The 25,024-nt window shown below is 72.9% G+C and carries 25 protein-coding genes; 13 read left to right on the top strand and 12 right to left on the bottom strand.

Annotated features, from left to right (window positions below; all coding sequences use genetic code 11):
- Nucleotides 1–403 precede the first annotated feature (403 nt).
- Together HNR10_RS21130 and HNR10_RS21125 are read left to right on the top strand one after the other, a co-directional pair.
- Entirely contained in the window at nt 404–1,147 is a 744-nt protein-coding gene (locus HNR10_RS21130; protein WP_179826200.1) for an IspD/TarI family cytidylyltransferase, read from the top strand.
- Complete coding sequence (locus tag HNR10_RS21125; protein ID WP_179826198.1) at nt 1,144–1,908, top strand: glycerophosphodiester phosphodiesterase; 765 nt, start codon at nt 1,144–1,146, stop codon at nt 1,906–1,908. Before HNR10_RS21130 ends, HNR10_RS21125 begins: the two co-directional genes overlap by 4 nt.
- Before the next feature lie 21 nt (nt 1,909–1,929).
- On the opposite strand, the gene HNR10_RS30850 is transcribed toward HNR10_RS21125, so the two are convergent.
- The 4 genes from HNR10_RS30850 to HNR10_RS21105 all read right to left on the bottom strand — a co-directional run bounded on the left by HNR10_RS30850 (nt 1,930) and on the right by HNR10_RS21105 (nt 4,673).
- Complete coding sequence (locus HNR10_RS30850; protein ID WP_246406337.1) at nt 1,930–2,100, bottom strand: toxin-antitoxin system HicB family antitoxin; 171 nt, start codon at nt 2,098–2,100, stop codon at nt 1,930–1,932.
- A gap of 181 nt (nt 2,101–2,281) precedes the next feature.
- The gene (locus HNR10_RS21115; protein WP_179826196.1) at nt 2,282–3,238 is read right to left on the bottom strand and encodes a DUF4429 domain-containing protein; all 957 of its coding nucleotides are present in this window, start codon (nt 3,236–3,238) and stop codon (nt 2,282–2,284) included.
- Nucleotides 3,239–3,324: 86 nt separating this feature from the next.
- Nucleotides 3,325–4,320, bottom strand: coding sequence for a glycosyltransferase family 2 protein (locus HNR10_RS21110; RefSeq protein ID WP_179826194.1), 996 nt, complete (start codon nt 4,318–4,320; stop codon nt 3,325–3,327).
- A gap of 113 nt (nt 4,321–4,433) precedes the next feature.
- On the bottom strand, nt 4,434–4,673 hold the full coding sequence (locus tag HNR10_RS21105) for a TM2 domain-containing protein (RefSeq protein ID WP_179826192.1): 240 nt from the start codon (nt 4,671–4,673) through the stop codon (nt 4,434–4,436).
- A 322-nt stretch (nt 4,674–4,995) separates the two neighbouring features.
- Between HNR10_RS21105 and HNR10_RS21100 the strand changes: the two genes are divergently transcribed.
- From HNR10_RS21100 to HNR10_RS21085, 4 genes are all read left to right on the top strand, one after another.
- Nucleotides 4,996–6,504: an LCP family protein gene (locus HNR10_RS21100; protein WP_179826190.1), complete on the top strand. Its 1,509-nt coding sequence runs from the start codon at nt 4,996–4,998 to the stop codon at nt 6,502–6,504.
- Nucleotides 6,505–6,531: 27 nt separating this feature from the next.
- Entirely contained in the window at nt 6,532–7,260 is a 729-nt protein-coding gene (locus tag HNR10_RS21095; protein ID WP_179826188.1) for a YIP1 family protein, read from the top strand.
- A gap of 231 nt (nt 7,261–7,491) precedes the next feature.
- Entirely contained in the window at nt 7,492–8,826 is a 1,335-nt protein-coding gene (locus HNR10_RS21090; RefSeq protein WP_179826186.1) for a UDP-glucose dehydrogenase family protein, read from the top strand.
- Nucleotides 8,827–8,987: 161 nt separating this feature from the next.
- Complete coding sequence (locus HNR10_RS21085) at nt 8,988–9,773, top strand: TNT domain-containing protein (RefSeq protein WP_376769765.1); 786 nt, start codon at nt 8,988–8,990, stop codon at nt 9,771–9,773.
- On the opposite strand, the gene HNR10_RS21080 is transcribed toward HNR10_RS21085, so the two are convergent.
- The gene (locus HNR10_RS21080) at nt 9,755–11,362 is read right to left on the bottom strand and encodes an MFS transporter (RefSeq protein WP_179826184.1); all 1,608 of its coding nucleotides are present in this window, start codon (nt 11,360–11,362) and stop codon (nt 9,755–9,757) included. The genes HNR10_RS21085 and HNR10_RS21080 overlap by 19 nt on opposite strands.
- Before the next feature lie 69 nt (nt 11,363–11,431).
- Between HNR10_RS21080 and HNR10_RS21075 the strand changes: the two genes are divergently transcribed.
- Both HNR10_RS21075 and HNR10_RS21070 read left to right on the top strand, forming a co-directional pair.
- A complete protein-coding gene (locus HNR10_RS21075) occupies nt 11,432–12,022 on the top strand; it encodes a TetR/AcrR family transcriptional regulator (RefSeq protein WP_179826182.1) in 591 nt (196 codons plus the stop codon).
- 130 nt (nt 12,023–12,152) lie between these two features.
- Entirely contained in the window at nt 12,153–12,482 is a 330-nt protein-coding gene (locus tag HNR10_RS21070; RefSeq protein ID WP_179826180.1) for a hypothetical protein, read from the top strand.
- A gap of 59 nt (nt 12,483–12,541) precedes the next feature.
- Here the strand turns inward: HNR10_RS21070 and purE are convergent, their stop codons facing one another.
- Nucleotides 12,542–13,093 (bottom strand): 5-(carboxyamino)imidazole ribonucleotide mutase, encoded by a 552-nt coding sequence (gene purE / locus HNR10_RS21065; protein ID WP_179826178.1) that lies wholly within the window; start codon nt 13,091–13,093, stop codon nt 12,542–12,544.
- A complete protein-coding gene (locus tag HNR10_RS21060) occupies nt 13,090–14,247 on the bottom strand; it encodes a 5-(carboxyamino)imidazole ribonucleotide synthase (RefSeq protein ID WP_179826176.1) in 1,158 nt (385 codons plus the stop codon). The genes purE and HNR10_RS21060 overlap by 4 nt, the downstream gene beginning before the upstream one ends.
- 208 nt (nt 14,248–14,455) lie before the next feature.
- Here HNR10_RS21060 and HNR10_RS31360 point away from each other — a divergent pair, with 208 nt between their 5' ends.
- From HNR10_RS31360 to sph, 4 genes are all read left to right on the top strand, one after another.
- Complete coding sequence (locus tag HNR10_RS31360; protein ID WP_179826174.1) at nt 14,456–14,968, top strand: GtrA family protein; 513 nt, start codon at nt 14,456–14,458, stop codon at nt 14,966–14,968.
- 132 nt (nt 14,969–15,100) lie between these two features.
- The gene (locus tag HNR10_RS21050) at nt 15,101–16,267 is read left to right on the top strand and encodes an RNA-guided endonuclease InsQ/TnpB family protein (RefSeq protein ID WP_218897915.1); all 1,167 of its coding nucleotides are present in this window, start codon (nt 15,101–15,103) and stop codon (nt 16,265–16,267) included.
- 67 nt (nt 16,268–16,334) lie between these two features.
- A complete protein-coding gene (locus tag HNR10_RS21045) occupies nt 16,335–17,012 on the top strand; it encodes an amidohydrolase family protein (RefSeq protein ID WP_312889363.1) in 678 nt (225 codons plus the stop codon).
- A gap of 148 nt (nt 17,013–17,160) precedes the next feature.
- Nucleotides 17,161–18,111: a sphingomyelin phosphodiesterase gene (gene sph / locus HNR10_RS21040; RefSeq protein ID WP_179826171.1), complete on the top strand. Its 951-nt coding sequence runs from the start codon at nt 17,161–17,163 to the stop codon at nt 18,109–18,111.
- 34 nt (nt 18,112–18,145) lie between these two features.
- Here the strand turns inward: sph and HNR10_RS21035 are convergent, their stop codons facing one another.
- The gene (locus HNR10_RS21035; RefSeq protein ID WP_312889512.1) at nt 18,146–19,159 is read right to left on the bottom strand and encodes a CPBP family glutamic-type intramembrane protease; all 1,014 of its coding nucleotides are present in this window, start codon (nt 19,157–19,159) and stop codon (nt 18,146–18,148) included.
- A 439-nt stretch (nt 19,160–19,598) separates the two neighbouring features.
- Here HNR10_RS21035 and HNR10_RS21030 point away from each other — a divergent pair, with 439 nt between their 5' ends.
- On the top strand, nt 19,599–20,738 hold the full coding sequence (locus HNR10_RS21030; protein ID WP_179826168.1) for an Mrp/NBP35 family ATP-binding protein: 1,140 nt from the start codon (nt 19,599–19,601) through the stop codon (nt 20,736–20,738).
- 123 nt (nt 20,739–20,861) lie between these two features.
- On the opposite strand, the gene HNR10_RS21025 is transcribed toward HNR10_RS21030, so the two are convergent.
- The 4 genes from HNR10_RS21025 to sigE all read right to left on the bottom strand — a co-directional run bounded on the left by HNR10_RS21025 (nt 20,862) and on the right by sigE (nt 24,874).
- On the bottom strand, nt 20,862–21,935 hold the full coding sequence (locus tag HNR10_RS21025; RefSeq protein WP_246406335.1) for a S1C family serine protease: 1,074 nt from the start codon (nt 21,933–21,935) through the stop codon (nt 20,862–20,864).
- Between the two features lie 553 nt (nt 21,936–22,488).
- Nucleotides 22,489–23,571, bottom strand: a complete 1,083-nt coding sequence (locus HNR10_RS21020; RefSeq protein WP_179826167.1) for a transcriptional regulator — start codon at nt 23,569–23,571, stop codon at nt 22,489–22,491.
- Entirely contained in the window at nt 23,568–24,260 is a 693-nt protein-coding gene (locus HNR10_RS21015; RefSeq protein ID WP_179826166.1) for an anti-sigma factor family protein, read from the bottom strand. The genes HNR10_RS21020 and HNR10_RS21015 overlap by 4 nt, the downstream gene beginning before the upstream one ends.
- Nucleotides 24,257–24,874, bottom strand: coding sequence for an RNA polymerase sigma factor SigE (sigE, locus tag HNR10_RS21010; RefSeq protein WP_179826165.1), 618 nt, complete (start codon nt 24,872–24,874; stop codon nt 24,257–24,259). Before sigE ends, HNR10_RS21015 begins: the two co-directional genes overlap by 4 nt.
- Nucleotides 24,875–25,024 lie beyond the last annotated feature (150 nt).

Raw genomic sequence — 25,024 nt, 5'->3', positions numbered from 1 at the left:
GGAAGGGTGTCCACGGGCGGGCGGGGGATGCCGTGGACCGGTTCCGGATCCACGACCGCAGAAGAGGAGGTCCGGACCGGGCACGCCGTACAGGCGTCCATAGGTTACCGCCGTGAGCGACGGGCCGCGCCAGCGCACCCTCCTCCGGCCGACGATCCGGACCCTCATCCGGGACCACAGGGGGTTGATCGGGCCAAAGCGAGGAACGAGCGGAGGCCCAAGGCAAGCAGGAGCTGAGGGGCGCGCCGGTGTTTGCAGGAGGAGTCTCTGCCGCCGACGAGGAACGAGCCAGGCAGTAGCGACGACGAAGGACCCGGCCTCAAGCGCCCCGAACCCTCCCCGAACCGCTAGTCTCTGCCACTGGGCGCGGCGACCGCGCCACCAGCCACCTCAGGAGTTCGCTATGCCCACGGGCCCGCGGGTGATCGCGGCCGTTCTGGCCGGCGGGGTCGGTGCGCGCATGGGCGCGGACACCCCCAAACAGTTGCTCCCCCTGGAGGGGCGCCCCATCATCGAGCACTCGATCGCCGCCTTCGAGGCCTGCCCCGAGGTCGACGAGATCGTCGTGCTCATGGTGGACGCGTACCTGGACCGGGTCAGGGAGATCGTCGCGGAGGCGGGGTTCGCCAAGGTCGGCGCGATCCTGCCGGGCGGGGCGACGCGGACCGAGACCTCCTACGCCGCCCTGTCCGCGACGGCCTCGGCGGCCGACACCGACCTGGTCCTGCTGCACGACGCCGCACGCCCCCTCGTCCGGGCGGAGACCGTCGCCGCGTGCGTGTCCGCGCTGGACTCGGCGGGGGCGGTGGGCGTGGCGGTGCCCAGCGCCGACACCGTGGTCCGGGTGGTGCCCGGGCGCGGGGGCGAGGCGATCGCCGACGTCCCGCCGCGCACCGAGCTGCGCCGGATGCAGACGCCGCAGGGCTTCCGGCTCGGCGTGGTGCGCCGCGCCTACGAGCTGGCCATGGCCGACCCCGCGCTGGTGGCGACCGACGACTGCGGCGTGGTGCTGCGCTACCTGCCCGACGAGGAGGTCCGGATCGTGCCCGGTGACGAGTCCAACATCAAGGTGACCAACCCCGGTGACGTGGAGGTCGCCGAGACGCTGCTGCGCCGGATGCGCGGCCGTGCGGGGGCCGGGGCGTGAGCGGGGTGTTCACCGCCACCGAGGTGGTCGGCCACCGCGGCCTGGGCCGCGGCGTGGTCGGGGGCGTGCGGGAGAACACCGCGGAGTCCTTCGCGGCGGCGGCCGCGGCGGGGGCCGACTGGGTGGAGCTGGACGTGCGCCGCACCGCCGACGACGCCCTGGTGCTCCACCACGACGCCGCTCTGGACGACGGCCGGGCCATTGTCGACCTGGCCGCCGACGAGTGCGCTCGGGCGGGGCTGATCGGGCTCGACGAGGGCCTGGCGGCGATCCCGCCCGGGGTCGGCGTGGACGTCGACGTGAAGTCGGTCATGGAGGACGCCGTCGACGCTCCGTCACGGCGGACGGTGTCGCTGCTCCTGCCGTACCTGCGCCGTGAGGCCGCGCGTCGCCGGGTGTTCGTCTGCTCTTTCGATCCCGGTGTCCTGCTGGCCGTCGCCGAGGCCGCGCCCGTTGTGCCGACGGCGTGGATGCCGTTCGTGCGCCATCCGCTGGACTCGGCCGTGGCGGGGGCGGCGGGGATGGGCTGCCCGGTCGTGGCGGTCGACGCCCGCTCGTTCGGGCTGACGGGCGAGGACCCGCGGCCGGGCCGCCGCTCGGTGTCCCACACCGTGGACGTGGCACACCGCGCGGGGCTCCAGGTGCTGTCGTGGTGCCCCGACCCGGTCGACGCGGCGCGCTTCGCGGAGGCGGGGGTGGACGCGGTCGTCGTCGACGACGTCGCCGGGACCGTCTCCGCGCTCAAGGCCGCCCGCCCCTGACCGGACCCGCTCCCGCACGGCTCAGCCGCCCGCCCCGAGCCGCGCGGCGGCGAGCCGGTTGAGCGAGACGTGTTGCTCGGCCGCTTCGAGGGCCAGCTGTCTGTGCAGCTCCAGCGGAACGCGGACCATGAACTTGCCCGAATACGGCCGTTCCGCGATCGCCTCGGGCGGCTCCTCACCCGAGTCGGCCATCTCATCTACGACGTCGATGGCGAGCCTCTGGATGCCTTCGAAGGCCCCGGCGCGGCCGTCCGCGACCCAGGAGAGGGACGGCAGCTCGGCGACGGTTCCGACATACGCCTCGTCCTCGGCCGACCAGACGACCCGACGCGAACACGCGCTGAGGAACGTCGCTGTGGTCCGAGGCGGGGGATTAGATGCGGGCGAGGAGTTCGGCCTTCTTGGCGGCGAACTCCTCGTCGGTGAGCAGCCCTCGGGAATGCAGGTCGCCCAGGCGTTCGATCTGCTCGTAGATCCACGCGGTGTCGGCCGGGTCCCGCTCCGCGGGCCGCTCCCCCGTCTCCGGCAGGGCCGCGCCGATGCGGGCGACGGCGGAGCGCGCGGTGTCGAGCCATGCCCGGCCACCGCCGACGGCGCCCGGCGCGGAGTCCGCGGCCTGACGGGCCCAGACGTGCGCGGTGGCTGTGGCCGCCATCAGCAGGGCCTGATGGCCCTCGGCGCCGCTGTCGGCCAGGAGGCAGCGCAGGTCCTTGTCCGGCTTCGCGTCGGGGTGACCGCCCCTGCGGGTGACCACGCGCAGGAACCCCCACTCCCAGCCGTCGGAGGGCACCCACTCGACCGAGGCGAGGTCGGCGAGGTCGTACTCTCGGCGCTGGGCCTTCTTCTTGCGCGAGCCCGCGTGGGCGCCGGACCACACCAGCCGCAGCGTGGAGCCGTCCAGCGTCGCGGTGCCCTCGGCGGTCCGGATATGCAGGGGCGGTGCGGGGACGAGCGCGGTGGCCGCGGCCGGGTCCGGATCGGCGGTGTGCTGCTCCGCCGCGAAGCGGATCTGGTCGGCCAGGTACTCGGCGACGAGCTCGGTCCGGGTCGGCCCCGCCAGACGGAACGGCTGGGACGTGTCGTCGGGCATCATGCCGACCGCGGCGTAGGGGTCCGTGCGCTCGCGCAGCCGGAGCCGGAGGAGCCAGCCCTTCCCCTTGCGGCCGCCGTTCGGGCGGAAGTCGACCGAGTCGACCAGCCCGACGGGGAGTTCGAGGTGCCCGAGGTTCTTCAGGAGGTGGCTGCGGAACCAGCCCTTGGTCTCGTACCTGATCGCCACGGTCTCACCGTCGAACCGCCACACGGCCTGCTCGCCGACCAACTCGTCCATGGGCGCCCCTTTCGTCCCCTCATCCTCTCCGAAAGGAAGGGCCGCACTCGTCACGCGTGCGGCCCGGGGCCGGAAGCGGCCAGGGGTCAGGTCCGTGCGGCCTGGGCGGTGCGGGAGTCGGCGCCCAGCCCGGGCGGGCTCGTGATGAAGCCCGCGCCCCATGACATGTGCATGGTGGCCAGGGCGAGCGGGATCTGCGGCAGGCTCGCGGCGGGCAGGCCGCGGCCGAGCGGAACCGACGCCGCGGTGACCAGCGCCGCGTAGGCGGCCGGCACCAGGAACAGCGGCCACCAGAACACGCCGCCGACCAGTCCGGCGAGGACGCCGGCCAGTGCCACGGGCGGGGCCAGGTAGCGCAGGTTGATCGTGCCCTTGTGCTGGCGGGCGACCACGCGCCGCCAGCGGCCGTAGTGGAAGTACTGCTTGGCGAGCAGGCGCACGTTGCGGCGCGGGCGGTAGGACACCCGCATCCGCGGCTGGAACCACACCGTGCCGCCGCTGGTGCGGATGCGGTGGTTCATCTCCCAGTCCTGGGCGCGCAGGAAGGCCTCGTCGTAGCCGCCCACGCGCTCCAGGGCCGAGCGCTGGAACACGCCGAGGTAGACGGTGTCGGCCGGGCCGCCCTCGCCCCCGGTGTGGAAGCGGGCGTTGCCCACTCCGACCTTGGAGGTCATGGCGGCGGCCACGGCCTTCTCCCAGGGGGTGGTGCCCTCCGCGGCCATGATGCCGCCGACGTTGTCCGCGCCGGTCTCCTGGAGGGTCTCCACGGCCACCCGCAGGTAGTCCGAGGGCATCATGGCGTGCCCGTCGATGCGCGCGACGATGCCGTGGGAGGAGGCACCGATGGCGGCGTTGAGCCCCGCCGGGGTCTTGCCCGTCGGGTTGTCCACCACCTTGACGCGGGGGTCGGCCGCGGCGATCGCGTCGGCGACCTCGCGGGTCCGGTCCGTGGAGGGCCCCACCCCGAGCACGACTTCGAGCTCGCCCGGGTACTCCTGGGCGAGGACGTGCTCCACCGCGGCGGCGAGGTGGCGCTCTTCGTTGAGGACGGGCATGACGACGGAGACAGGCGGCCAGGACACGGGCACTTCCCAAGTTCGAGAGCGTGTCGGGTCTGCGTAGTACGCGCGTCAACGGTACTGCACACGCGGTGGCCGCCCGGCCCGGCGGGAAGCAGGGCCGGGCCGGCCGCGGATCAGCTCTGGTTCTTGATCGTCCGGCCCTCGGCGTCCTTGAAGTTGCCGAGGAGGATCATGATGAAGTCGATCAGCGTCCAGACACCGACACCGCCGCAGGTCACGATCATCAGGATCGCGGTGCCCGTCTTGCCGGCGTAGAAGCGGTGGGCGCCCACGAAACCGAGGAAGAAGGCCAGGAGAACGGTGGTGAGCCAGTTCCGGCTGGACAGGGCTTCGGAAGGGTACTGCTGCTGCATGGTGAGCTCCGGGGGAGACGCGAAAGGGGATGAGGCGGGCGCAGGCGAAGCGGGCGCGCTCCCGCCGCCGGAGGGCGCGCCGACAGCGCGCCGATGACTCCGGCACTGGATGCATTCTGGCTGGTCCGAAGGCCCGCTTGGTCACGCCGCGATACCGGATCCGACTCAGGAAGGTGCGATCCGCCCGAACGGATCGCCCGTCCGGGGCGTCACACCCCATGGGGAGGACAACACGCCGGGGGCCGACATGCCGCGCCGTCGGGCGAATCGGGTGACAACCTAGGGAGAAGGACACCGTTGAACGGTCGGGACGGGGATGCCGATGAGCGACGACAACGCCGGACGGCACGGACCGAAGGGTGAGTTCCGGCGCGACCGCTCCGAACCCGTCGCCCCCGAGAACACCCGCTCCCCCCGGTCGGGACGCTTCACCGTCCCCAGCGCCTCCGCCCGCCGCCGCCGTTCCGGCCTGCTGGTGATGAGCGCGCTCTCGGTCCTGGTCCTACTGGCCTCGGGCACGTCCTGGGCGATCACCGGCTGGATGTCGAGTTCCCTGAACCGGTTCGACGTCTTCGCCGGACTGGACGAGGAGGACCGTCCGGAGAACGAGACCGGCGGGCTCACCTTCCTCGTCATCGGCTCCGACAGCCGCGACGAGATGAACCGCGAGGACCAGAACGCGCTCAGCGTGGGGTCCACCCCCGGTCAGCGGTCCGACACCATCATGCTCGTGCGCCTCAACCACGACCGCGACCGCATCACCGTCGTGGGCATCCCCCGCGACCTGTGGGTGGAGGTCCCGGGGCAGGGCGAGGACAAGATCAACGCCGCCTACGCCTACGGCGGCCCGCAGCTCACCGTCCGGACGGTGGAATCGGTCACCGGCGTGCGCATCGACCACTACGTCGAGGTCGACTTCTCCGGTTTCGTGGACGTGGTCGACGCCCTGGACGGCATCGAGGTGTGCCTGCCCGAGCCCATCCAGGACCCCAAGGCGCACCTGGACATGGCGGCGGGCACGCACGAGGTGGACGGCACCGAGGCGCTGGCCTTCGCCCGCACCCGGGCCACGGCCCGCGGCGACCTGGACCGCATCGACCGCCAGCAGCAGGTGCTGTCCGCGATGCTGGACAAGGCGATGAGCAGCGAGACCCTCTCCGACCCCTCCCGTCTCACCGCGTTCCTGGACACGTCCCTGTCCTCGGTAACCGTGGACGAGGGCCTGGACACCGGCACCATCAACCAGCTCGCGTACCAGATGCGCGACATGGACCTGGGCGCGGTCGCCTTCACGCAGGTGCCCATCGCCGACATGGAGCACTGGACCCCGCGCGGCGACGTCGCCCTGCTGTGGGACGAGCCCGCCGCCCGCGACCTGTTCGCGGACATCCAGGCGGACCGGCCCATCACCGGGGAGGAGCCCGAGCCCGAGGCCGAGGAGGAGCTCAGCCCGGAGGGGCTGCGAGTGCGGGTGTTCAACGGCACCGGGACGCCGGGGCTCGGCGCCCAGCTCGACGGGCAGCTGTCCGGCGCGGGCTTCGAGGTGACCGACCCGGCTGACAACTGGTCCACGCGGACCGTGGCCCGGTCGCAGGTGCGGTTCGGCCCCGGCAACGAGGCCGCGGCGCAGTACCTGGCCGACATGATCCCCGAGTCGGAGACCGTGGAGGACGACACCCTGGACGACGACCTCCAGGTCGTGATCGGATTCAACTTTACGACGTTCGACCCCCCGGAGAGGCAGGCCGAGGTGACCGAGGCGCCCGAGCCGGCGGAGACCGCCGCCGACGCGCCCGCGACCTCGACCGCCCAGGACAACATCTGCGGGTGAGGCCCGCAGGAAGGAGGACGTTCCCACGTGTTGCGCCACCTGGTCGGTCTGCTCGCCGGTGCCGCCCTGGCACCCGTGCTGTGGATCGCCGTCGCGTGGGGGGCCACCCAGCTCCCCCTGGCCGCCGAGGGAACGGTGTCCTTCACCACGGTGTCGGCGGTGATCGTGCTCTCGGCGGTGGGCATCGGGTGCGGGTACCTGGTGGCGTCGCGGCTGTCGCCCCTGTACGCGGGTTCCGCGGGCGCCCTGCTCACGGCGATCGCGCTGTGGCCGGTGGTCGCGCCGGACTCGATGGCCTCGGCGCTGGGATGGCTCGACCCCGACGGGTTCGTCTATCCCGGCGGCGCTGGACCGACGCCCGCCCTGGTGGCGGGTTCGCTGATGCTGTTCTCCGCGATGGTGCCCTCGCGCTGGCGGGCCCAGCGCGAGGACCCCGCGCCCGGCGGCCGGGTGGTGGCCGGGATGAGCCGGGACCAGTACCGCCGGTCCGCGGACGGCGACACACTGGTGGAGGGCGTGCCTGATCCGGAGGATCGTGATGTGATCGGTGGGACGCGGGGGCATGGTGAGGGGCGTCGCACCACCGACGACCTGCCGGACACGCCTCCCGTGCCGCTGCCGCCACCGCAGGGGTTCGGCAGCGGCGATCCCGACAAGACCACCACCCCGTTCCGACGCGGCGAGAGCGGGGCCGTCTGGACTCCGCTGGACGAGGATCCGGGGGAGACACGGACCTACGGGGACGGGCGGGCATGAGCCCGGCCCCCGTTCCGGTTGTGGACAACCCACCGGTAGCCTGAGCGCCTTGACTGTTCACGCCGTGTTCGGTCGCATGCCATACCCAGGCGCGTAAGGTGATGCACCACCCAGGCGTCACCATCGGCCAAATCTTGTCCGATTTCTGCCCCCTACCGGGGTGTTGGCCATTTCAACGGGCACAACATGCACACGGACGAGTACAGCGGCTCGGAAGGAAGGACAACCCACGTGGTCGAAGCGGAACGCAGGCGGCGAGTCTCGGTCATCGGGACCGGCTACTTGGGCGCCACCACCGCGGCCTGCCTGGCGGAGATGGGCTTCGAGGTCCTCGGGCTCGACGTCGACCAGGCCAAGATCGATACCCTCCGCTCCGGCCGGGTCCCCTTCTACGAGCCCGGCCTCGACGAGCTCCTCTCCGCCAACATCGAGGCCGGCCGACTCGGTTTCACGACCTCCTACGACGAGGTCGCCGAGTTCAGCGACCTCCACCTGGTCTGTGTCGGCACGCCGCAGCGCGACGAGTCCGGCGCGGCCGACCTGCGCTACGTCCACTCGGTGATCGAGGAGCTCGCACCGCGGCTGACCCGCCCGTCGGTGGTCGTGGGGCGCTCGACGGTACCCGTCGGCACCGCCGCGATCCTCGCCCAGCGGCTGACCGCGCTCGCGCCCGTCGGCTCGGAGGCCGAACTCGGGTGGAGCCCGGAGTTCCTGCGCGAGGGGTTCGGCGTGGAGGACACGCTGCGCCCCAACCGCATCGTGATCGGCACCGACTCCCCGCGCGTGGAGAAGGCGGTCCGCCACCTGTGGCAGCAGCAGGCCGACGAGGGCGTCCCCGTCCTGGTCACCGACCTGCAGACCGCCGAGCTGGTGAAGGTCTCCGCCAACGCCTTCCTCGCCACGAAGATCTCGTTCATCAACGCGATGGCCGAGGTGTCGGAGGCCGCGGGCGCCGACGTCATCCAGCTCGCCGAGGCGCTGTCCTACGACGACCGCATCGGCGGCAAGTTCCTGGGCCCCGGCCTGGGCTTCGGCGGCGGCTGCCTGCCCAAGGACATCCGCGCGTTCATGGCGCGCGCCGACGAGCTGGGCGTGGAGCCCGCGCTGTCGTTCCTGCGCGAGGTCGACGCCATCAACCAGCGGCGCCGCGCGCGCACGATCGACATCGCCCGCCACCTCATCGGCGGCGACTTCGCCGGACGCACGGTCGGCGTGCTCGGGGCGGCGTTCAAACCGAACTCCGACGACATTCGGGACTCCCCCGCCCTGGACGTGGCCTCCTCGATCGCCGCGCAGGGCGCACAGGTGACGGTGTACGACCCCGCGGCGCTGGAGCGCGCCCGCGAGGCCTACCCGCAGCTGAACTACGCGGACTCCATGTTGGAGTGCGCGCGCGACGCCGACGTGGTGCTGCTGCTCACCGAGTGGGCGGAGTTCCGCGAGGCCAACCCGGAGGACCTGTCCGGGGTGGTGGCGGAGAAGCGCATCGTGGACGGGCGCAACGCGCTCGACCCCACGTTCTGGCGCGCGTCCGGTTGGACGTACCGGGCGCTGGGCCGCCAGTAGGTCCGACACGGTTCCACGCACGGCCGGTGCCCCGAGGGGCCCGGCCGTTCGGCGTGTGCGCGATCGGCCCCGTGTCCGCCGCTTCCGTGGTTCACTACTCTCCGTGACTCTCTGACCACATCCGACTCGACGGATGCCCGAGGATCGAACGGAGACCCCTGGTGAAGCCGACCACGGTGGCCGCGGCCACCCTCGCCCTGCTCGTCCTGGCCCCGCCCGCGCACGCCCACGCGGCCGCGTCGGTGCCCCCGCCGCCCCCGCCCTCCCCCGAGCCCGCGCTCGCGGAGGAGCCCATGGACGAGTGCCCCCTGCTGGATCCCCCGCCCACCCCCGAGGAACTGGCGGAGTACGTGTGCGGCGACCGCCGGCTCGGTCCGGCCGAGCTGCCCTCCGAGGGACCGGTGGCGGAGCTGGTCGAGGGGTACGAGCCCTTCGGCGGCCTCTGGCCGGTCGAGTTCCTGGACGAGTGGTACCTGGAGGACCAGGTCGACCCGGACACGGGACAGACGTGGAGCGGCTGGAACTACCCCGAGCACGACGGGTTCGTGGTGGTGGACGGCGAGCCGGTCAACGAGCTGCGCACGCTGGAGCCCGGCACGATGCTGGACCGGTTCGGTTCGCCGCGGGGCACGTTCCTGGCCCCGGCCGGCGCCCCCTTCGCCCAGCGGGCGCTGCCGCCGGACTCCCTGAACACGTGGCCGGGGGGCGCCGAGCACAACTACAACTGCTACGAGGTACGGACCGGCGTCACCGCGCTCGTGGGACCGATCGCCCCGCACTTCGAGCAGCCCGGCGGCGGCGAACAGCTCCTGGTGCCCGCCGATGAGGTGCCGGAGGCTGGCGGTGAGGGGTACGTGCCGGTCCAGGAGCTCCTCGACGAGGGCTACCTCGACCAGCGGCCCGCCGAGAAGTGCGTGCCGCCGGAGGGCTACGACCTGGCGTCCTGACCCGGGCGCCGACCGGCGTCGCGGTCGCCGCGGGGGCCGGCCACGGGGTCGGAGCCCGTGTGGTGGTCGGGGTGGTGGTCGCCCGGGGAGTCCGTGCCGGGCGGCAGCCGCCGCAGTCCGACGGCCACCGCCACCGCGACCGCCGCCATGACGCCCGCCCCGGTGAGCGCCGCCGTCGTGATCCCGTCCGTGTAGGCCCCGAAGGCCGTTCCGAGAAGGGATCCGGCAGCGGCCTCCGGCAGTTCCGCGGCGGCGGCGAGCGCCCCGGCGACCGTCTCCGCCGCCGCGCCCTCGGTACCGGGCAGCTCCTGGCGCACGGTGTCACGGTAGAGGCCGGTGGCGATCGTGCCGAGGACCGCGATGCCCAGGGCACCGCCGAGTTCGGTGCTGGTCTCGGAGATCCCGGCCGCCGCTCCCGCCCGGTCGGGCGGCGCGGTGGCCAGCACCAGCGCGTTGGCGAGCGTGGCGACGACGCCCACCCCGAGGGTGACCACCGTGTACCCGCCGAGGAACACCGGCAGGGCGGTGTCCGGGCCGACCGATCCCACGGCGGCGAACCCCGCCGCGCTGGTGAACAGCCCCGCCGACATCAGGACCGCCGGACGCACCCGGGCGGCCAGCACGCCCGCCAGTGTCGCCCCGGCCGCGGTCCCGACCAGGGTCGGCAGCGCCCACAGCGCGGCGAACAGCGGGCTCAGACCGTGCACGGTCTGCAGGAACGTGAAGGTCAGCAGGCCGAGACCGGAGGCGGCGAAGGAGATGACCGTGTTCGCGCCGACCGCCGCGGAGAACGCGGGCCGGCCGAACAGCGCCACGTCCACGAGCGGGTGGGCCGCCCGGCGCCCGCGGACGACGAACCCGGCGAGGGCGGCGGCTCCCACGGCCAGGGCGGTCAGCGCCACCGGGTCGGGGCCGTCCTCCGTGAACCGCTTGACGGCCAGGACCAGTCCCAGGACCGCGGCCGTGGAGACCAGCGCCCCGGGCACGTCGAAGCGCGCGGTATGGGGGGACCGGGACTCGGGGACGAGGAGGGGCACCGCCACCAGCAGCAGGAGCATGACGGGGAGGTTGATCAGGAAGACCGACCCCCACGGCCAGAACTCCAGGAGCAGGCCGCCGACGATCGGTCCGGCCACCGCCCCGCCGCCGAAGGCGACCGTCCACGCCCCGACAGCCGTGCGGCGCTGCCCGGGGTCGGTGAACATGGTGCGGATGAGGGAGAGCGTGGACGGCGCCAGGGTCGCGGCGGCCACGCCGAGCAGGACGCGGCCGGCGATGAACAGCTCCGGTGTGGAGGCCAGGGCCAGGAGGGCGGACGCGGCACCGAACAGCCCCGCACCGGCGAGCAGCAGCCGCCGTCGGCCGATCCGGTCGCCGAGGGCGCCCATCGTGATGAGCAGCCCCGCCATGACGAAGCCGTAGACGTCCATCATCCACAGCCACTGTGTGCCGCTGGGCCGCAGATCCGCGGCGATGGCCGGGGCGGCGACGAAGAGCACCGACAGGTCCATGGACACCAGCAGGGCCGGGATCAACAGGAAGACGAGCCCGAGCCGGGGACGGGCGGTGACACGGTTAGTTTTCGACATGGCCTTGATCGTACGTACGTCAAAATCAGCCGTCAATACGTACGTCCGTCAAAATGCTAGGGTGTGGCCATGAGCCAACGTGAGGACCTGCTGGAGGGCGCGAAGAAGTGCCTGGTGGAGAAGGGCTACGGCCGGACGACCGCGCGCGACATCGCGGCGGCCTCCGGGGCGCACCTGGCGTCCATCGGCTACCACTTCGGGTCCAAGGACCACCTCATGAACGCCGCGGTCATCGAGGCGTCCAGTGACTGGGGCGACGCGTTCGAGGCGGCCGTGCGCGGGGCGGGGGGCCGCACCCCGCAGGAGCGCTTCCGGCACCTGCTCCAGAGCGTGCTGACCTCCATCCCGGAGCAGACGCCCCTGCTGGTGGCCAGCACGCAGGCGCTCGCCCAGGTGCCCTTCGACACCGAGGTGCGCGAACAGCTGCGTGTGGCACACGCGAGGGCGCGTTCGTCCCTGGCCGCGCTCGTCCTCGGTGTCACCGAGGACGAGGTCGACGAGGACACCGCCGGCGGACTGGGATCGGTCGTCTACGGCCTGGTGACCGGCTACGTCGTCCAGGCGCTCACCGATCCGGGCGCGCTCCCCACCGCGGACCGGGCCGCCGCGGCGATCATGACCCTGGCCGGCGCCGCCCCGGGGGACTCCACCTCGCCCTGAGCCGGGCGGAGACCGACCGGGTCGGCGAAGTCCCTGGTGGCGGACGCGCCCGAGTCTGGTGCACACTGGTGCGCAACCTGCCCGCGCCCCGCCCGCTCCGGTGCTCCCCCCACCCGAAAGGCATCCCCCAGTGGCCCTCCCGCGCGCCCTGGCGGCCCTGACCGCCGCTCTCGCCCTCGCCCTCACCGCCGGCTGTTCCACCTACGACGAGGATGCCCACCGATCCGAAGTGGCCGACGTGCTCGGCGCCGATCCCGACGACCAGACCTGGCAGGAGATGCGGGAGAAGGCCGAGACCGTGTGCGCGAGCGACGAACGGCAGTTCTCCCTGGGCGCGGCGGCGCTCTCCGACGGCGGCGATCCGGCCCGGGACCTGTCCGTGCGGCGCCTGCACGTGAAGCACCTGTGCCCCGACCGGCTGGCCGAACACGACGAACTGGTCCGCGGCCTCACCTACTGAGCGCCGTACGCCGCCGTGCCCGGCCCGGGCCGATCACCCGGGCCGGGGCCCGCCGTCGCTCAGCGGCCGAGGCCGAAGCCCGCGGGCTTGCCGCCCTCGGCGACCTCGCGGCGCAGCCGCTCGCCCTTGGCGTAGGCCTGCGACTTGAGCTCCTCCTGGAAGCGGGACATCCGCTCGGTCAGGTCCGGGTCGCCGGAGGCCAGCATGCGCACCGCCAGCAGACCGGCGTTGCGGGCCGCGCCCACCGCCACGGTCGCCACCGGCACGCCCGCGGGCATCTGGACGATGGACAGCAGCGAGTCCATGCCGTCCAGGTACTTCAACGGCACCGGTACGCCCACGACGGGCAGGGTGGTGACCGACGCCAGCATCCCCGGCAGGTGGGCGGCACCGCCCGCGCCCGCGATGATGACCCTCAGCCCGCGCTCGGCCGCCCGCTCCCCGTAGGCGATCATGTCGTGCGGCATGCGGTGGGCCGAGACCACGTCGGCCTCGAAGGCGATGTCGAACTCCCGGAGGGCGTCCGCGGCCTCGCGCATCACCGGCCAGTCGGAGTCCGACCCCATCACGATGCCCACAGCGGGGCCCCGCCCGTCGGCGTTGTCGGTCACTGTCCGTCTCCTCGCAGGTAGTCAGCGGCGTCGCGGGCGCGCTCCAGCAGGTCCTGGTGGTCGTCGCCCATCACTGTGACGTGCCCGATCTTGCGGCCCGGACGCACGTCCTTGCCGTAGAAGTGCACCTTCACCTCGGGGTCCTTGGCCATGACGTGCAGGTAGCGGCGGTAGACCTCGGGGTCCTCGCCGCCCAGCAGGTTGGCCATCACGGTGCAGGGGGCGTTCGTGCGCGGCGAGCCCAGGGGCAGGTTGAGCACCGCGCGCAGGTGCTGCTCGAACTGGGACGTGCGCGCGCCCTCGATGCTCCAGTGGCCGGAGTTGTGCGGGCGCATCGCCAACTCGTTGACGACCACGCCGTCGGCGGTCTCGAACAGCTCCACGGCCAGGACGCCGGTGACGTCGAGCGCGTGCGCGATCTCGATCGCCAGTTCCTGGGCCCGGGTCGCCTTCTCGTCGTCCAGGCCGGGCGCGGGGGCGATCACCTCGTGGCAGATGCCGCCGCGCTGCACGGTCTCCACGACCGGGTAGACGGCGACCTGCCCGTGCGGGGAACGCGCGACCTGCACGGCCAGCTCGCGGTGGAAGTCGACCTTCTCCTCGACCAGCAGCGGCACCTCCTCGGCGGCGGCGCGCGCGACGACCTCCTGCGCCTCCGCCTGGGTCGCCACCACCCACACGCCCTTGCCGTCGTAGCCGCCGCGGGCCGCCTTGAGCACGACGGGCCAGCCGGTGCCCTCGGCGAACGCGGCCACGTGCTCGGTCGTGGTGACCGCCCGCCACGCGGGCGAGGGGGCGCCGAGTTCGCTCATCCGCGTGCGCATGCGCAGCTTGTCCTGCGCGAAGCGGAGGGCGTCGCGGCCGGGCCGCAGCAGGCCGCCCGCCTCCTCCACCGCCCGCAGGACGGGCTCGGGCACGTGTTCGTGGTCGAAGGTCACCACGTCCTGGGCCTTGGCGAAGGCCAGGACGTCGTCCAGGCCGCGGTCGTTCCCCAGGGTGACGTCGCCGCAGACCAGCGCGGCGCTGTCGGCGGGATGCGCGGCCAGGACGGCGAAGTCCACGCCCAGCGCGATGCCCGCCTGGTGGGTCATCCGGGAGAGTTGGCCACCTCCGACCATTCCCACGCGGGGGACGGTGCGGTTACGCTCGCTCACAGTTCCTCAACTCACATGCTCGTCCACCGCGGTGACGGGACGGCTCCGCTCGCGGCGGAACCTGGCCGGGTCGGCTCGGAACCCGCGGCCGGGGTCTAGCTCCAGTCCCCGGCTAGAGTCTAGGGCGTGTGCGCGCGGCGGTCCGAGGCCCCGTCACCGGCCGGTGCCGCGCGACCCCCCGAAAATCCCGTGCCCGGAGGCCAAGGCCGTGCGACAGTTCCTCTCACGTCACCCCAGACTCGACAGGCTCGCGAAGGAGCTGGCCAAGTTCGGCTCGGTCGGGGCGGTGGCCTACGTCGTGCAGATCGGTGTGACCAACCTCCTGTGGCAGGTGGCCGGCGCCGAGGCGATGACGGGGCAGCTCGTCGGCACGCTCTGCTCGATCGCGGTGGCGTTCGTCGGCAACCGGTTCTGGACCTTCCGCGACCGCGCCCGCACGGGGTACTGGCGGGAGACGGCGCTGTTCCTGGCCATGAACGGCGTGGGCATGCTCATCCAGCTGGGCTGCCTCGGTGTCGCGGTCTACCTGCTGGGCCTGACCGGACCCCTCGCGCAGAACATCGCCGGCAACGTGGTGGGCGTGGGCCTGGGGACGCTGTTCCGCTTCTGGTCCTACCGGACCTGGGTCTTCCCGTCCCAGCCCGAGACGGAGGCGGCCGGGCCCGCACCGACCGGTCCCACCGACGACGCCACCGCCCACCCCGTGCCCGAGGGCCGCTGACCCGGGCCCGGGTCACGGCTCCCGAGCGAGGCGGGCGTACGCCGCCGCCAGGAACATGACCGCCGAAGACTTCACGACCAATTCCCCGGTTCGGCCCCACGGACCGGCCCTGGTTCGTTAACGTGTTCGACCATGAAGCTGACCGTGCAGGTGAGACTGGTGCCGGACGCCGTCCAGGCGTCGGCGCTGGAGCGCACCCTGCCCGCGGTCAACGACGCCGCCACCTGGGTCTCGACGGTGTCATTCGATCGCTTCGGACTCAAGGGCAGCGTCCGTGAGCTGCGCAAGCTGTGCTACGGCGAGCTCAAGGCCCAGGGGTTCGGCGCGCAGGCCGCCCAGCACATCCTCAAGCGCGTTGCGGACGCCTACACCACGCTGCGGGCCAACATCCGGGGCGGGAACCTCGGGCCGCCGACCTCCCAGCGCCGCCGCAGGGCCGAGTCCAAGCCCATCGCGTTCCGCCCGCACGCCGCCCACACCTTTGATGATCGCTGCCTGTCGTGGAACCACGACGCCCAGACGGTCTCGATCTGGACCCTGGACGGGCGGATCAAGAACCTTCGTTTCGCCTGTTCCCCGGGCGCGCTCAAACAGCTCGCCGAGCACCGCAAAGGCGAGTCCGACCTGGTGTTCAGGAATGGCAAGTGGTTCCTGATCGCCACCATCGAGGTGCCTGAACCGGAGGTGTTCGAGCCCCGGGACTGGGTCGGGGTGGACCGGGGCATCGTGAACCTGGCCACCACTTCCGACGGGCACAACCACCAGGGCCGCCGCCTGGGCCGGTACCGGCGCTGGCAGGCCCGCAAACGGGCCGAGCTCCAGGCCAAGCGCACCCGTTCCGCCGCGCAGCTCCTGAAGAAGCGGGCGAAGCGGGAAGCCCGCCACGCCGCACACGTCAACCACAAGGTTTCCAAGACGGTCGTTGCTGTCGCCCAACGCACCGGGCGCGGAATCGCCCTGGAGGAGCTCCAGGGGATCCGCGACCGGGTCACGGTTTCCCGCGACCAGCGAGCACGGCTCTCGTCCTGGCCCTTCCACCAGCTCGGCGCGTTCATCGCCTACAAGGCCAAGCGTGCCGGTGTTCCCTACCTGGAGGTGAATCCGGCCTACACCTCGCAGATGTGCCCCGTGCCCTGGTGCGGGCACACCGCGAGGAACAACCGTCCCACCAGGGACACCTTTCGCTGTCGTCGGTGCGGCTTCGCTGGGCCCGCCGATGTCGTCGCCGGGATCAACGTGCGCGATCGCGCGCGCTCGGCGTGGGTCTTCGTCAATAGGCCCGATCCCGCCCCGGTGTAGCCGGGGCGGGTGGATGTGACCCGTGACCGTCCCATCGTCGGGGACAGTCGGGAGCATAAGCAGAGCCGTGCCGAACCGAGTAGACAAGCCCGATCCGTTCACGGCCGAGCAGTTGACCGTCAACGAGGAGGTGCGCGACCCACGGGACGCCTCCCGCGCCGGGTTCATCACCCTGCTCAGCGTGCTCGGCCTGTTCCTGCTCGGCTCGGTGGCGTTCCAGCGCGTGCTGTCGGACCGGGAGCTGACCGAGAGCGACGACGTGCCCCGCTTCGCGGCCCTGGGAGCGACCGCGAACCTCCAGCCGCTGTGGGCCGCCCACGAGCCGCAGATGGACGAGTTGACGATCCCGTTCCTGGGAGCCGAGAGGGCCGGGTGGCAGTACCCCTTCGGCTCGCTGCACCGCACGGGGGCGACCCTGGCGGCCGGCAGTGACTGGCCGGTCAGCAGCCCCGATCCGGTCCTGGGCGTCCACGTCGCGGTCAACCGGGCCCTGCCCGGCTCGCCCGGCCCGGTGTTCCTGCCGAAGGAGCGCCTGGACCTGCGGACGGCCGTCACGGCCTACACAGCGGGTTCGGCGTACGTGAACCGCCTGGACGACACCGGAGCGGTCCGGCCGGGGGCGCTGGCCGACCTGGTGGTCCTGGACCGCGACCCGTTCGCCGGGCCGCCGGAGGAGATCCACGAAGCCCGGGTCGACCTCACCCTCGTGGAGGGCGAGGCCGTCCACGAGGCGTCCGGCACCTGACCAGGACGCCGGGCGCCTCGGGGGCGCCACTCACCGCCTCCGAGGGCCCGGCGCGGGCGGGCCGCTCCGGCAACGTCCACGCGTTCGCTACCAACCGGTAACCCCATGGTGCCCGGGCGGTGTCCTCGACTGGACAGGCTGTGCTGTCGTGTACAGACGAACAGCCCCCGCCCTCATCGTCGCCCTGATCCTCCCCCTCTTCGTCGCCGCGGGACCCGCCGCGGCCGACTCCGGCCCCTCCCCCCGCATCGCCACCTACAACGCCTACCTCCTGCCCCGCGCGCTCTACCCCAACTGGGGACAGGAGATCCGCGCCGACCTCATCGCCCGGGACGGCGTCGTGTCCGGGCAGGACGTCGTGGTCCTCCAGGAACTCTTCGACAACTCCTCCGCCGAGGTCCTGCGCGCCGGGATCGCCGAGGAGTACCCCCACGGCACGCCCGTCGTGGGGCGTTCCCGCTCCGGCTGGGACGCCACCACCGGCTACCGCGGGCACACCACCACCAACGGCGGTGTCAGCGTCCACAGCGTCTGGCCGATCGTCCGCCGCGAGCAGCACATCTTCACGCGCTCCTGCGGCTCCGACTGGTTCGCCAACAAGGGCTTCGCCCGCGTGGAACTGGACACTCCCGACGGCCCCCTGCACGTCATCGGCACCCACATGCAGTCCGAGGACGGCTCCTGCGCCGACGGCGAGGACGAGGACGTCCGCACCCACCAGCTCGGCCAGATCCGCGCCGTCGTCGACGAGATCCCCGACGACGAACCGGTCTACGTGGCGGGCGACCTCAACATCGTCGGCGGCAGCGGGGAGTGGGACCGCGCGCTCAAGCGGCTCGACGCGGTCGAGCCCGCCCACAGCGGCGCCCCCTACTCGTGGGACACCGGCACCAACTCCATCGCCGAGTACAACTACCCCGACTGGGGGCCGCAGCACCTCGACCACGTCCTGCCGATCCGGGGGAGCGCCGTCCCCGCGTCGTTCACCAACGAGACCCGCGACGTCAAGAGCGAACCGTGGTCCGTCTCGTCCTGGGGCCGCACCTACACCTACGACGACTACTCCGACCACTACCCCGTCTTCGGCACCGCCGGCTGATCCCGGCCGGGCCGTGCGCCCGGGCGCGGCGCGGTCAGCGCCGTGCCCGGGCGCTGGCTCGCCGTACGCCCCCGCGGCCGGCGAGCCAGGTCACCCCCAGCACGTACGCGCCCACCTGGACCGCGGTCAGCGCCAGTCCGAGCGGTGTCCCCCCGGCCGGCGGCAGTCCGGCGCCGAGGACGGCCCCCGTGCCGACCTCCGACAGCCGGCCCTCGTAGGCCGTGAGCAGGAACTGGACCAGGCTGCTGACCACGTGCAGGCCGATCGCGGCCTCCACGCCCCCTGTTCGCCAGGTCAGCCAGGCCATGCCCAGCCCCATGACCGTGAGCGAGGACGTCACCCACGGGTCCTCGGGATGGGTGGCCGCGTAGAGCACCGGCACCAGGGTGCCGCCGGCCAGGACCGCCGTGCCCGGTGAGCGCAGCACGCGCGACGCGGCGCTCCGGCCCCGGCGTTCCCCCGGACCCGCGCCCAGGGACCCGACGAGCTGCATGATCAGCCCCCGCACGGTGAGCTCCTCGGCGGCGGCCTGGAACGGCACCAGCAGGACGATGACGACCACCGCCGCCGCGAACACCTCCGCTCCCCCGGTCTCCCGTACGGGCACGGCGCCCGGCGCCAGGCTGTCCACCAGGAACAGGAAGGCGACCAGGCACGCCCCGACGGGCACGACCGCGGCCGTCATGCAGCGGAACAGCCAGCGCCAGCGCAACCGGCCGTCCACCGACATCAGGGTGCCCACACGGCGCCACTGCACCACGCGCACCACGAACAACACGATGGGGATCAGGAGCGCCGTCGGCGCGAGCCCGAACGCGAGCCCCGCGACCTCCCCCACGGTCATCGAGTCGGGGGCCAGGCCGCTTCCGCCGATGACCGCGACGATCGTGATCGCGAGCAGGATGCCGATCCACAGGAAGACCAGGAGGATCCCGAAGACCAGCAGGGACAGCAGCGGCGTCCACCACCGGAACCGGGAGTTGCGTCCCAGCCTGTGGTAGGGCTCACCCTCCGGCAGCCCGGCGCTGGCGAACTCGTTCGTGCGCACCGGGCGCGGCGGGGGCCAGGCCCACACCGACGCCTCGGCGCTGACCGCGGGCTGTCCCCCGGGCGGCGTGAGCCGCCCGCCTCCGGGCGGACCCGCCCAGTCCTGCTCCTGCGGGTAGCCGTCGTAGGCCCGCCCCTGCGGCCCCTCGGGCGCGGCGGGCCAGGACGAACCAGGCGGCGGTGGAACATTTCCCATGGTGCGCTGAGACTACTATCCGGCCCTGTATTGCCCGCGTTAAGGACGTGCCGTTATCGGACGATCACCCTGCGGATCAAGGACCCGTTCCGGGAGCGCCTCCCTAGGCGCGCCGCGACCCCGCGTGGCCGGGGCCACGCCCCGAGCGGAATAGCCGACGGCCCGCGGCCCGTTGTGACTGGTGGTCGCGTGGGGCCTACTCCACAGGCCGAGTACCTCATCCCACTGACCTACGATTGAGTACATGTCCTCCACACCATCCACCGAGCAGGTGCGCAAGGCCCTGGCCACGGTGCAAGATCCGGAGATCCACCGCCCCATCACCGACCTCGGCATGGTCAAGAGCGTCGACATCGCCGACGACGGTGCCGTCCACGTCGGCATCTACCTGACCGTCGCCGGATGCCCGATGAAGGGTCGCATCGAGAAGGACGTGACCGAAGCGGTGACCAAGGTCGCCGGGGTCACCTCCGTCCGCGTCGAACTCGACGTCATGAGCGACGAACAGCGCAAGGAGCTGCAGACGCAGCTGCGCGGCGGCCAGGCGGAGAAGGAGATCCCCTTCGCCAAGCCGAACTCCCTGACCAAGGTCTTCGCCGTCGCCTCCGGCAAGGGCGGGGTGGGCAAGTCCTCCGTCACGGTGAACCTCGCCGCGGCCATGGCGGCCCAGGGCCACAAGGTCGGTGTCGTCGACGCCGACATCTATGGCCACTCGGTGCCCCGCATGCTCGGCGCGTCGGACTACCCGACCAAGGTCGAGGACATGATCCTCCCGCCCACCGCGCACGACATCAAGGTCATCTCGGTGGGCATGTTCACCCAGGGCAACCAGCCCGTGGTGTGGCGCGGACCGATGCTGCACCGCGCGCTGCAGCAGTTCCTGTCGGACGTGTACTGGGGCGACCTCGACGTCCTGCTGATGGACCTGCCCCCGGGCACCGGCGACATCGCCATCTCGGTCGCGCAGCTGCTGCCGAACGCCGAGCTGCTCGTGGTGACCACGCCGCAGATGGCCGCGGCCGAGGTCGCCGAGCGCGCCGGGGCGATCACCGCGCAGACCCACCAGCGCATCACGGGCGTCATCGAGAACATGTCCTACTTCGTTCCGCCGGACGGCGGGGAGCCGCTGCGGCTGTTCGGCGAGGGCGGCGGCCAGACGGTCGCCGACGCCCTGAGCCGGACGCTGGGCACCAGCATCCCGCTGCTCGGCCAGATCCCGCTGGACACCCGGGTGCGCGAGGGCGGCGACGAGGGCAACCCCCTCGTCCTGAGCGACCCCGACGCCGAGGCCAGCAAGATCATGTCCTCGATCGCCGAGTCCCTGGCGGGCAAGCCGCGCGGACTCGCCGGCATGCAGCTGGGCATCTCCCCGGCCGGTCGCTGACGGCCGCGGACCCAGGACGCGCCACGCACGACGCGAGGGCCCCGGAGCGGTTGCTCCGGGGCCCTCGTCGTGTCGGCGCCGGCCGGACCGGCGCCCGTAGGACCGGTGTCGGCCGGACCGGCGTCAGTCGGCGGTCGCGCCCAGGGTGATGCTGGTGCTCTCGCGCGTGCCGTCGCGCTCGTACTCCAGGTCGACCTCGGTGCCCGGGGTCCGGTCGCGCAGCATCGCCATCAGCTCCGAGCCGGACTGCACGCGCCGCCCGTCCAGGGACACGATGACGTCGCCCGACTCCAGGCCCGCCTCGTCGGCCGGACCGCCCGGCTCGACCGCGCGGGCGCCGTCGGCGATGACCGCTCCGGCGATCGGGCTCTCCAGGTCGATCTCCGCGCCGATGTCGGCGTAGCTGGTCTCGTCGTGGTCCACGAGCCGGTTGACCACGCGCTCCGCCTCGTTGGAGGGGATCGCGAAGCCGAGCCCGATGTTGCCCGTGGACTCGCCCATGTAGCCGGCCATGCTCACGATCATCGAGTTCACGCCGATGACCCGGCCCTCGGAGTCCACGAGCGGGCCGCCCGAGTTGCCCGGGTTGATCGCCGCGTCGGTCTGGATGGCGTAGAACCGGCTGGCGTTGGGGCCCTCCCCGGAGCTGACCGGGCGGTCGACGGCGCTGATGATGCCCTGCGTGACGGTACCCGCGTAACCCAGCGGCGCGCCGATGGCGATGACCTCGTCGCCCACGAGCGCCTGGTCGGAGTCGCCGAACTCCAGCGCCTCGACGTCGTCCTTGGGAGAGTCGAGCGCCAGGACGGCCAGGTCGGAGCTGGGGTCGGACCCGATCACCGTGGCGTCGGACAGCGTGCCGTCGCTGTACTCGATCCGGATGCCGTCCTCCTCCAACACGGAGGACACGTGGTCGTTGGTGACGACCCGGTCGCCGTCGATGAGGAAGCCGGAACCGCCGCCGCCGATCCGGGCGTCGGCGCTCTGGATCGACACCACGCTCGGGCTGACCCGCTGGGCCACGCCCGCGATCGTGTCGGGGTCGCGTTCGGGCGCCTCGGGCGGGGGCTCGTTGAGTTGGGCGCCCTCCTCCTCGGCCTCGGCCGCCGAGTCGGCCGGACGGTTGAGGAACGAGCCCGCCACACCGCCGGCCCCGCCCGCGATGAGGGCGACGACGAGCATGCCGGACAGCGCCATCCAGGCCGGGATCCCGCGGCGGCGGGGAGCCGGCGCGCCGTATGGGCCCACCGGCGGCCCGGGGGGCGGCCCGCCGGGGCCCTGCGGCTGTCCGGGCGGCGGCCCGCCGGTCTGCTGGGAAGCGGGGTGGTGTCCGGAGACCGGCTGCTGTCCGGGGTTGGGGCCTCCGGGGCCGCCCTGCTGCGGACCCGGCTGCGGGCCGCCGTGGTGCATCGGCGCGGGGCTGGTGCGGCCCTGGGGGTTCTGTTGCCCTGTGGGGTTCGGGGCGGCGTTGCCCGTTCCGCCGCCCGGGCCGGGGGGCGGCACGGCGGTGCCCGCGGTCCCGGGGACGGGGAAGGAGCCCGTGTTCGCGGGCGCGGCGAATCCCGGGGCCGCTCCGGTGGGGGGACGTCCGGCGTGCGGCGCGGGCGGCCCACCGGCGTCCGGGGGTGTTCCACCCTTCGGTGGGGTCGCCCGCCCGGGGTCGCCCCCGTGGTCCGGCCGACCGAAGTCCTCACTCAAGACCTGCTCCGTACATCGCTTGGCGTTCGGTCTGCGCGGCCACCCGGAGATCTCAGACGAACCCCAGCCGGGACAGGCCGCGCTGCACTCTGGCCCAGAAGCCGGAACCCTCGGGTCCCGGCAACGCGCTCACCGCGGAGGAGGCCAGCCCCGCGGGGGCGTCGGCCAGCACCGTGTAGACGAAACCGTCCGCCTGCCACATGCTCTGGTACTGCCCGACCTCGCCGCCGAAGATCGTGTCATGTTGTGGTGAGACGCCACTTCCCCCCTCCCCGGTTCCGACATATCCGTTGTGCAGTGAAGTCTGGTGTTCCGTCCCCAGCTTCCCACGTTGGGCGAAAACCGACACCTGGGACAGTCCGTCGGAGTAGACCAGGTGCACCACCCGCCGCCGGCCGTGCTCGGTGGAACGGGCGTCCACCAGGCGCAGGTCCCAGGTCAGGTGCTCGGGCAGGACCCAGCCCCTGCCGCGCAGCTCCTCGCGCTCGTCCTCGGTCAGCACGTCGCCCCAGGGCTCGCCGCCGACCGTGTCGGGCGGCCAGTGGCCCTCACCGAACTCGATCCCGCTCAGCCGGGTGCGCAGGGCCGCGCCGCCGGAGTCCGCGTACACGGTCCGGCCCAGCAGGATGCCGGACTCCCCGTCCACCCAGAAGCGCCCGGCGACCGTGTCGTCCGCCCGCCGGGCCACCACCATGCGGGCGGTGCGCCCCTCGATCTCGGTGCGACCGGCGTCGGCCACGTCGTAGGTGTCCTCCAGCATGCCCAGCAGGCGCTCGTCGAGCGTCACCAGCGCCGAGGAGTCGTCCACGGCGAACGCGCGTCCCCCGGCGGACCCGTCCTCGGTGACGGGGGCCAGGGCCAGGCCCTCCCCCGGCTGGTTGACGACCCGGATCCGCACGGCCTCGCCGTCGAGCTCCTCCGGACCGCGCACCTCGCGCACGCCGGTGTAGGCCACCGTGTCGTCCGCCGCCGCGGCGGTGCGCAGGAGGGCCATGCCGCCGTCATCGCCGTCCGCAGGGACCTCGTCGGAGTCGGGACGGGTCGCGGCGGTCAGCAGGACGACGCACAGCAACACGACGAGCAGCTGTGTCACCGGGGCGGGGCGCGGGGCGGAGGAGGGTTCCTCCGCGCTCACCGGGTCGCTTCGGTGGAACCGGTCTCGTCCGGTCCCTGGGAGTGGACGGGCCGGACATCGGTGGCCGGAACCTGTCGGCTGGTCACCGCGTGCTCGACGGCGTAGTCGGACAGCCGCGGCTCCACCACGGGCGTGTCCTCGGCGTCGCCGCCCGCGACGAAGGCGGTGCCCAGCAGCGCGGTGGCCACGGCGAAGCCCGCGACGGCGTAGCGGCCGCCGGGGAAAGGCGGCAGGAACTGGGCCAGGCGCTCGCCACGGCGGCGCGGGGCGCGCGCGGGGCGCTCGGGCCGGACTGGTTCCGCGGGCGCGGCGGCCGGCGCCGGAGGGACGGCCTCAGCGGCGAGCGGGCCGCCCCAGGGGAACCCGCCGATGGGGCGCGAGGACCCCAGGGGCGGGCTGGAGCCGAAACCCCAGCCGCCGGCCGGCCCCGAGGGGCCCTGCGGACCCGGAGGGCCGTCGTCGTGGCCGGACGAGGCGTGCGACAGGCTGGAGAGCCGTCCCAGGAAGTCCATGTCCGGTTCGGGCTCGCAGAGGCCGGTGAGGCGGCGCTTGAGCCGGCGCGTCATGTCCGCCTCGACGCGGCAGGGCTCGCACTTGGCGAGGTGGATGAGCGCGCGCTCGTGCTCGGCCGGGCCCAGTTCACCGTCCACGAGAGCGGACAGGCGTTCTCCGAGGTGTTCCGTGCTCACTGCTGCGCCTCCCGGTTCATGGCGTTCGCGTCGGCCCGTCCCTCGGCCTCGGCGGCCAGCGACCGCCGGTGTTCCAGGGCGCGGCGCAGCTGGGCACGCCCCCGGTGGATACGGCTGCGGACGGTGCCGAGCTTGACGTCGAGCGTCGCCGCGATCTCCTCGTAGGAGAGGCCCTCGATGTCGCACAGGACCACGGGAGCGCGGAACTCGGCGGGCAGGGCGTCCAGCGCGCTCTGGACGTCGGCGTCGAAGTGCCGGTCGTCGTAGCGCTGGGCGGGCGAGGGCTCGCGGCCCTCCAGGCGCTCGTCGGCGTTGTCGGCCAGGCCCTCGAAGCGGATCCGCGCCTTGCGGCGCGCCATGTCCAGGAAGAGGTTCGTGGTGATGCGGTGCAGCCACCCCTCGAACGTGCCGGGGGTGTAGTTGGCCAGCGAGCGGAACACCCGGATGAAGACCTCCTGGGTGAGGTCCTCGGCGTCGTGCTTGTTACCGGTCAGCCGATAGGCCAGCCGGTAGACGCGGGGTGAGTGGACGCGGACGACCTCGTCCCAGCTCGGGGGTTCCCATGCCTCGAAATCAACGGCCGGGCCGGACTCTGGCACCGCTGCTCCCTTCATCCCGTCGATCCGTCCGTCGAAGACTGGTCGGGGGGAGTTGCTTCGTGGCGATCAACGTACGTTCATCCGGATTCAACGCTATCCGGCTCCGCGAAGTTCCCGTCGCCACACGCGGAGTTTGCCGGACGCACGCGCTAGTCTTTTGCCGGG

The organism is Nocardiopsis aegyptia (assembly GCF_013410755.1).
In the GTDB taxonomy this organism is placed as follows: domain Bacteria; phylum Actinomycetota; class Actinomycetes; order Streptosporangiales; family Streptosporangiaceae; genus Nocardiopsis; species Nocardiopsis aegyptia.
The sequence above is the reverse complement of the archived record's forward strand: the minus strand, read 5'-3'. Positions and strand labels throughout refer to the sequence as shown.

What these genes read in the sequence shown, in the direction of transcription:
- HNR10_RS21130 (WP_179826200.1), top strand. Translation starts at nt 404, where the DNA reads ATGCCCACGGGCCCGCGGGTGATCGCGGCCGTTCTGGCCGGCGGGGTC.
- HNR10_RS30850 (WP_246406337.1), bottom strand. Translation starts at nt 2,100, where the DNA reads ATGGCCGACTCGGGTGAGGAGCCGCCCGAGGCGATCGCGGAACGGCCG.
- HNR10_RS21115 (WP_179826196.1), bottom strand. Translation starts at nt 3,238, where the DNA reads ATGGACGAGTTGGTCGGCGAGCAGGCCGTGTGGCGGTTCGACGGTGAG.
- HNR10_RS21105 (WP_179826192.1), bottom strand. Translation starts at nt 4,673, where the DNA reads ATGCAGCAGCAGTACCCTTCCGAAGCCCTGTCCAGCCGGAACTGGCTC.
- HNR10_RS21100 (WP_179826190.1), top strand. Translation starts at nt 4,996, where the DNA reads ATGAGCGACGACAACGCCGGACGGCACGGACCGAAGGGTGAGTTCCGG.
- HNR10_RS21080 (WP_179826184.1), bottom strand. Translation starts at nt 11,362, where the DNA reads ATGTCGAAAACTAACCGTGTCACCGCCCGTCCCCGGCTCGGGCTCGTC.
- HNR10_RS21075 (WP_179826182.1), top strand. Translation starts at nt 11,432, where the DNA reads ATGAGCCAACGTGAGGACCTGCTGGAGGGCGCGAAGAAGTGCCTGGTG.
- HNR10_RS21050 (WP_218897915.1), top strand. Translation starts at nt 15,101, where the DNA reads ATGAAGCTGACCGTGCAGGTGAGACTGGTGCCGGACGCCGTCCAGGCG.
- HNR10_RS21030 (WP_179826168.1), top strand. Translation starts at nt 19,599, where the DNA reads ATGTCCTCCACACCATCCACCGAGCAGGTGCGCAAGGCCCTGGCCACG.
- HNR10_RS21025 (WP_246406335.1), bottom strand. Translation starts at nt 21,935, where the DNA reads ATGGCGCTGTCCGGCATGCTCGTCGTCGCCCTCATCGCGGGCGGGGCC.
- sigE (WP_179826165.1), bottom strand. Translation starts at nt 24,874, where the DNA reads ATGAAGGGAGCAGCGGTGCCAGAGTCCGGCCCGGCCGTTGATTTCGAG.